Annotated in this window: 6 protein-coding genes; all 6 read left to right on the forward strand. The window is 65.5% G+C overall.

Annotated elements, in window-relative coordinates; translation table 11 throughout:
* Window positions 1–816: FimV/HubP family polar landmark protein (locus B3361_RS02345; protein ID WP_286920063.1), on the forward strand; the 816-nt coding region annotated here is incomplete at its 5' end.
* A gap of 103 nt (window positions 817–919) precedes the next feature.
* The gene (gene truA, locus B3361_RS02350; protein WP_009686022.1) at window positions 920–1,780 is read left to right on the forward strand and encodes a tRNA pseudouridine(38-40) synthase TruA; all 861 of its coding nucleotides are present in this window, start codon (window positions 920–922) and stop codon (window positions 1,778–1,780) included.
* 61 nt (window positions 1,781–1,841) lie between these two features.
* Window positions 1,842–2,462 (forward strand): phosphoribosylanthranilate isomerase, encoded by a 621-nt coding sequence (locus B3361_RS02355; RefSeq protein WP_029887583.1) that lies wholly within the window; start codon window positions 1,842–1,844, stop codon window positions 2,460–2,462.
* 219 nt (window positions 2,463–2,681) lie between these two features.
* Window positions 2,682–3,575 carry an acetyl-CoA carboxylase, carboxyltransferase subunit beta gene (gene accD, locus B3361_RS02360; RefSeq protein ID WP_054905870.1) on the forward strand — a complete coding sequence of 298 codons (894 nt, stop codon included), beginning with the start codon at window positions 2,682–2,684 and terminating at the stop codon, window positions 3,573–3,575.
* Entirely contained in the window at window positions 3,575–4,861 is a 1,287-nt protein-coding gene (gene folC, locus B3361_RS02365) for a bifunctional tetrahydrofolate synthase/dihydrofolate synthase (RefSeq protein ID WP_054905871.1), read from the forward strand. The genes accD and folC overlap by 1 nt, the downstream gene beginning before the upstream one ends.
* A 4-nt stretch (window positions 4,862–4,865) precedes the next feature.
* Entirely contained in the window at window positions 4,866–5,516 is a 651-nt protein-coding gene (locus tag B3361_RS02370; protein WP_009686027.1) for an SPOR domain-containing protein, read from the forward strand.
* Window positions 5,517–5,742 lie beyond the last annotated feature (226 nt).

A 5,742-nucleotide genomic window follows, 5' to 3' on the forward strand; every position in this document is an offset into this window, starting at 1 on the left:
CTGGACGTCGCCGGCCTGGAGGATCAGGGGCTGGGCGAGCCGGATCTGGACCATGCCTCTGACCTTGGCCTTGGGGAAGGCCTGCCCGAGGACGATCCGCTGGCCGCGGCGATGCTCGACGAGTCCGCGGCGCAGGCGCCAGTGCCTGATGAGCTGGTGATCGCCGAACCGGTGCTGGACGAGCCGGTGCAGCCAGGTGCGCCGCCAGAAGAACAGCCGTTCGCCCTGGATGAGGACCTGCAAGCCGACGCCGATGCGGATTTCGAGGCCATGCTGGCCCAGGCCGAGCCGCAACCCGCGGTCGACCTGTCGGATTTCGACCTCGATGTCACCGAACCCGTCACCCCCGCTGCTGCGCCAGCAGCCGACACCGCCGCGGGCGATGTGGCTGCCGAGCTGGCGGCCTTCGACAGCGTGCCAGAGTTCGATCCGGTCTCCGAGTTCGATCTGCCCTCGGACTTCGACTTGTCACTGTCGCTGGAAGACGACTCGCCGGCAGACAAAAGCTTTGCCTCGGAACTCGATGACGTGAACGCCGAGCTGGACAAGCTGTCGCAGAGCCTGGAGGCGCCCTCGCTGGAACCGCACTTCACCAGCGAAGATGCAGCCGCGCAGCCAGACCCGGAGCCGCTGGACGATCTCGACTTCGACTTCTTCTCCGGCAGTGATGAAGTGGCCACCAAGCTGGACCTGGCTCGCGCCTATATCGACATGGGCGACAGCCAGGGCGCACGCGATATCCTCGACGAAGTGGTCAAGGACGGCGACGACACTCAGCGCCAGGAAGCCAAGGACATGCTGTCCCGGTTGGTCTGACCCCGTCGAAGCGGCCATCGGTTACAGTGGACAAGCAACGGCAGCCCTACGCGGCTGCCGTTGTCGTTATAATCCCCGCCATTTCGTACACCCCACAGGTTTCATGCTCTTGGACATCATCGACACCGCCGCCACCGAATCTGCGGCCGAAGGCTACTCCCGCATCGCCCTGGGTGTGGAATACAAGGGCGCACGCTACCGCGGCTGGCAGCGCCAGGCCAGCGGCGTGCCCAGTGTCCAGCAAGCCTTGGAGCAAGCGCTGTCCAAGGTCGCCAACGAGCCGATCGCCGTGGTTTGCGCCGGCCGCACCGATGCCGGTGTTCACGGTTGTGGGCAGGTTGTGCATTTCGACACCCGTGCCGTGCGCGACGAACGTGCCTGGACCATGGGCACCAACTTCAACCTGCCGCACGACATCAGTGTGGTCTGGTCGCAGCCGATGCCGGCTGATTTCCATGCTCGCTTCAAGGCATGCGCCCGGCGCTACCGCTATGTCATCTACAACGACCCGATCCGCCCGGCGCACCTGGCCGAGGAGGTGACCTGGAACCACCGCCCGCTCGACGTCGAGCGAATGGCCCAGGCGGCACAGTCGCTGCTCGGCACGCACGATTTCAGCGCCTTCCGCGCCAGCCAGTGCCAGGCCAAGTCGCCGATCAAGCACATCTACCACCTGCGGGTTACCCGCCATGGCCAGATGATCGTGCTGGACGTGCGCGCCACCGCCTTCCTGCACCACATGGTGCGCAACATTGCCGGCGTGTTGATGGCCATCGGTAGCGGCGAACGCCCGGTAAGCTGGGCGCGTGAGGTGCTGGAAGGGCGTGACCGCCGCGAAGGCGGGGTAACCGCCCATCCCTATGGGCTGTACCTGGTGCAGGTGGAGTACCCCGACACATTCACCCTGCCCAGGCGTTACATTGGCCCACACTTTTTAAGCGGTTATGAAGGGTTGGCGGACTGACGGGCGAAAAGCCATTTGCTAACATCCGGCCTTTGACCGTTATCATCAGGGTTCGCGTTTCATGAGCTATGTTCGCAGCAAGATCTGCGGGATTACCCGCATCGAAGACGCGTTGGCTGCTGTCGAGGCCGGGGCCGATGCCATCGGTTTCGTCTTTTATGCCAAAAGCCCACGCGCAGTGGACGTGCGCCAGGCGCGGGCAATCATTGCTGAACTGCCGCCGTTCGTGACCACGGTGGGGCTGTTCGTCAATGCCTCGCGGTGCGAATTGAACGAGATCCTCGAAGTGGTTCCACTGGACCTGCTACAGTTCCACGGCGATGAAGCCCCGGAGGACTGCGAGGGTTACCACCGCCCCTGGATCAAAGCCCTGCGGGTGCGCCCGGGCGATGACCTCGAGGCAGCCTGCCAGCGCTATGCCGGCGCTCGCGGCATCCTGCTCGATACCTATGTGGCGGGTGTGCCTGGGGGAACCGGCGAGGCGTTCGACTGGTCCCTGGTACCGGCGCGGCTGAGCAAACCGATCATTCTTGCCGGTGGGCTTTCGGCGGCCAACGTCGGCCAGGCCATCGCCCAGGTACGGCCCTATGCGGTGGATGTCAGCGGTGGGGTCGAGCAGGCCAAGGGCATCAAGGACGCCGCGAAGATCGAAGCCTTCATGCAGGCGGTGAGGCAGGCGTGATGGCAGATGTGACGGCTGGCTGCGCGCCATCGTCCATAGCATTCGCAGCCCTGCCGGGCAGCCGCACCCATGGTGGCGGCAACACAACGCATTAGCGGTGGAGTGGCGCGCTGGAAGCCCCGGCGGCCGGTCCATCATCGTTTCGTAACAGATTTTGAGCTCAAGGGCAGGGCAGGCCGACGATAACGGCCGCGCCTGCCAATACTGGAGAAAAAAAGCATGAGCAACTGGTTAGTCGACAAACTGATCCCTTCGATCATGCGTTCCGAGGTGAAAAAGAGCTCGGTGCCTGAAGGCCTGTGGCACAAGTGCCCGTCCTGCGAGGCCGTGCTGTATCGCCCGGAGCTGGAAAAAACCCTCGATGTCTGCCCCAAGTGCAACCATCACATGCGCATCGGCGCACGCGCGCGCATCGACATCTTCCTCGACGCCGAAGGCCGTGCCGAACTGGGTGCCGACCTCGAGCCGGTCGACCGCCTGAAATTCCGCGATAGCAAGAAGTACAAGGACCGCCTCACCGGCGCGCAGAAGCAGACCGGCGAAAAAGACGCGCTGATCTCCATGAGCGGTACCCTGATGGGCATGCCGATCGTGGTCAGTGCCTTCGAGTTCTCGTTCATGGGCGGTTCCATGGGCGCCATCGTCGGTGAGCGCTTCGTCCGCGCTGCCAACTACGCCCTGGAGCACCGTTGCCCAATGGTCTGCTTCTCCGCTTCCGGCGGTGCGCGCATGCAAGAGGCGCTGATCTCGCTGATGCAGATGGCCAAGACCTCGGCGGTGCTGGCGCGCCTGCGCGAAGAAGGCATTCCGTTCATCTCGGTGCTGACCGACCCGGTCTACGGCGGTGTGTCCGCCAGCCTGGCCATGCTCGGCGACGTCATCGTCGGCGAACCGAAGGCGCTGATCGGCTTCGCCGGCCCGCGCGTGATCGAACAGACCGTACGCGAAAAGCTGCCGGAAGGCTTCCAGCGTAGCGAGTTCCTGCTGGAGCACGGCGCCATCGACCTGATCATCTCCCGTGGCGAACTGCGCCCGCGCCTGGCTCGCCTGCTGGCGCAGATGACTGGCCAGGAAACCCCCGAGCAAGCGCGTGAGGCGGCTGCCGTCGCGTGATGAAACAACGATCCCTGGGCGAATGGCTCGCCTACCTCGAGCAGTTGCACCCCTCGGCCATCGACATGGGCCTGGAGCGGTCGCAGCAGGTACTTGCCCGGCTGGCGCTGGGTAAGCTGGCGCCACGCGTGGTGACCGTGACCGGCACCAACGGCAAGGGTTCGACCTGCGCCTTCGTGGCCTCGTTGCTGCGCGCCCAGGGGCTCAAGGTCGGCGTGTACAGCTCGCCGCACTTGTTGCGCTACAACGAGCGGGTGCTGATCGATGGCCTGGAGGCCAGCGATGAGTGCCTGTGCGAAGCCTTCGCCGCCGTGGAGGCGGCGCGGGGCGATATTTCCCTGACCTACTTCGAAATGGGCACGCTGGCTGCGTTCTGGTTGTTCCACCAGTCGCAGCTCGATGCCGTGGTGCTGGAAGTGGGTCTTGGCGGGCGCCTGGACACCGTGAACGTGGTGGATGCCGACCTGGCCCTGGTGACCAGTATCGGCGTCGACCATGTCGATTACCTGGGCGACACCCGCGAGCAGGTGGCCTTTGAAAAGGCCGGTATCTTCCGCCCGGGCAAACCGGCCCTGTGCGGCGATCTCGACCCGCCACAACCGCTGCTGGACAAAGCCGCCGAACTGGCAGCGCCACTGTTCCTGCGCGGCCGTGACTTTGACCTGGCAAGCGCCGAAAACGGCTGGAACTGGCGTGGCACTGCAGCCGATGGCGCGCCCGTTGAGCTGAACGGCCTGCCGTTGCTCGACCTGCCGATGGAAAACGCCGCGCTGGCCCTGCAGGCGTACCTGTTGATGGGCCTGCCGTGGGATGCCGCGCAGGTGCGCCAGGCGTTGCTGGATACCCGGATTACCGGGCGTCTAGACCGTCGCCAGCTGGTCTGGCAGGGCCGGCCGGTGGAGCTGCTGCTGGATGTCGGGCACAACCCGCATGCGGCGCAGTACCTGGCCCGGCGCCTGGCGAGCCGGCCGCTGAAGGGGTGCCGGCTGGCGGTATTCGGCCTGCTCGCCGACAAGGACCTGGCAGGCGTGGTCGCGCCGCTGCACGGGCTGATCGATGACTGGGCCGTGGCCCCGCTGGACACCCCGCGCAGCCGGCCGGCTGCCGAGTTGGCCGACGCCTTGACGAACCTTGGCGCGGCGGTGAAGTCTTATGCCGGAGTCGACGCGGCCCTCGAAGGGCAATGCGCGCAGGCAACGGCAGATGACCAGATCGTGCTGTTCGGTTCGTTTTTCTGTGTCGCCCAGGCCCTGGCGTGGCTGGAGCGGCATGCCCAGGAGGGTTGAGTAGATGGCAGTGCTGGATAAAGGGATGAAACAGCGCATGGTCGGTGCGCTGGTGCTGGTGGCACTGGCGGTGATCTTCCTGCCGATGCTGTTCACCCGCGAGGACGAGATGCGCCAGGTGCGCGTCGAAGCCCCGCAGGCACCTGCCATGCCCAGCCTGCCGGAAGTGAAGGTAGACCCGGTGACCGTGCCGCAGCCGCAGGAAGTTCCTGAAGCACCGCAGTCGGCGCCGGTGGTGGTCGACGAGTCGACTGCCCCTGCCAGCACGCCCAGCCAGCCGATCACGGCCTCGCCGCAGACCCAGGCACAGGCCCAGCCGGCCAAGCCGCAGGCCGCCGCACCGGCGGCCAAGGTCGAAACCAAACCTGCAGCGACGCCGGCCCAGGCTGCGCCATCGAAGATCGACGTCAACGGGCTGCCGGTCAGCTGGTCGATCCAGCTGGCCAGCCTGTCCAACCGCGCCGGTGCCGAGAAGCTGCAGCAAACCTTGCGTAGCCAGGGTTACAACGCCTATATCCGTTCGGCCGGCGGCATGAACCGGGTGTATGTGGGGCCATTGATCGAGCGCGCCGAGGCCGAGCGCGTGCGCGATGCGGTCAACCGCCAGAACAGCCTGAAGGGCTTTGTGGTGCGTTTCCAGCCTGAGCGCGGCTGATATCGCCGGGGCGGCTTTGCCGCCCATAGCCGGCAAGCCACACACACACAGAGATCGCATCAGGGCTGGCAGGTGTTTGTCAGAAGATATGCAGCGCCTGTGAGATCGAGCGCCGCCCGCGCGGCGCATCGCGAGCTGCGGTCGCTGCTTGTATGTTGTGACTGGCCTGGCGGGAGAAGATATTCTCGTCAGGCTGAAGAAGCACTTCCGGGGAGGCCGATCGCTC

It is taken from the genome of Pseudomonas sp. UBA6699 (genome assembly GCF_002454615.1).
GTDB lineage: Bacteria > Pseudomonadota > Gammaproteobacteria > Pseudomonadales > Pseudomonadaceae > Aquipseudomonas > Aquipseudomonas juntendi.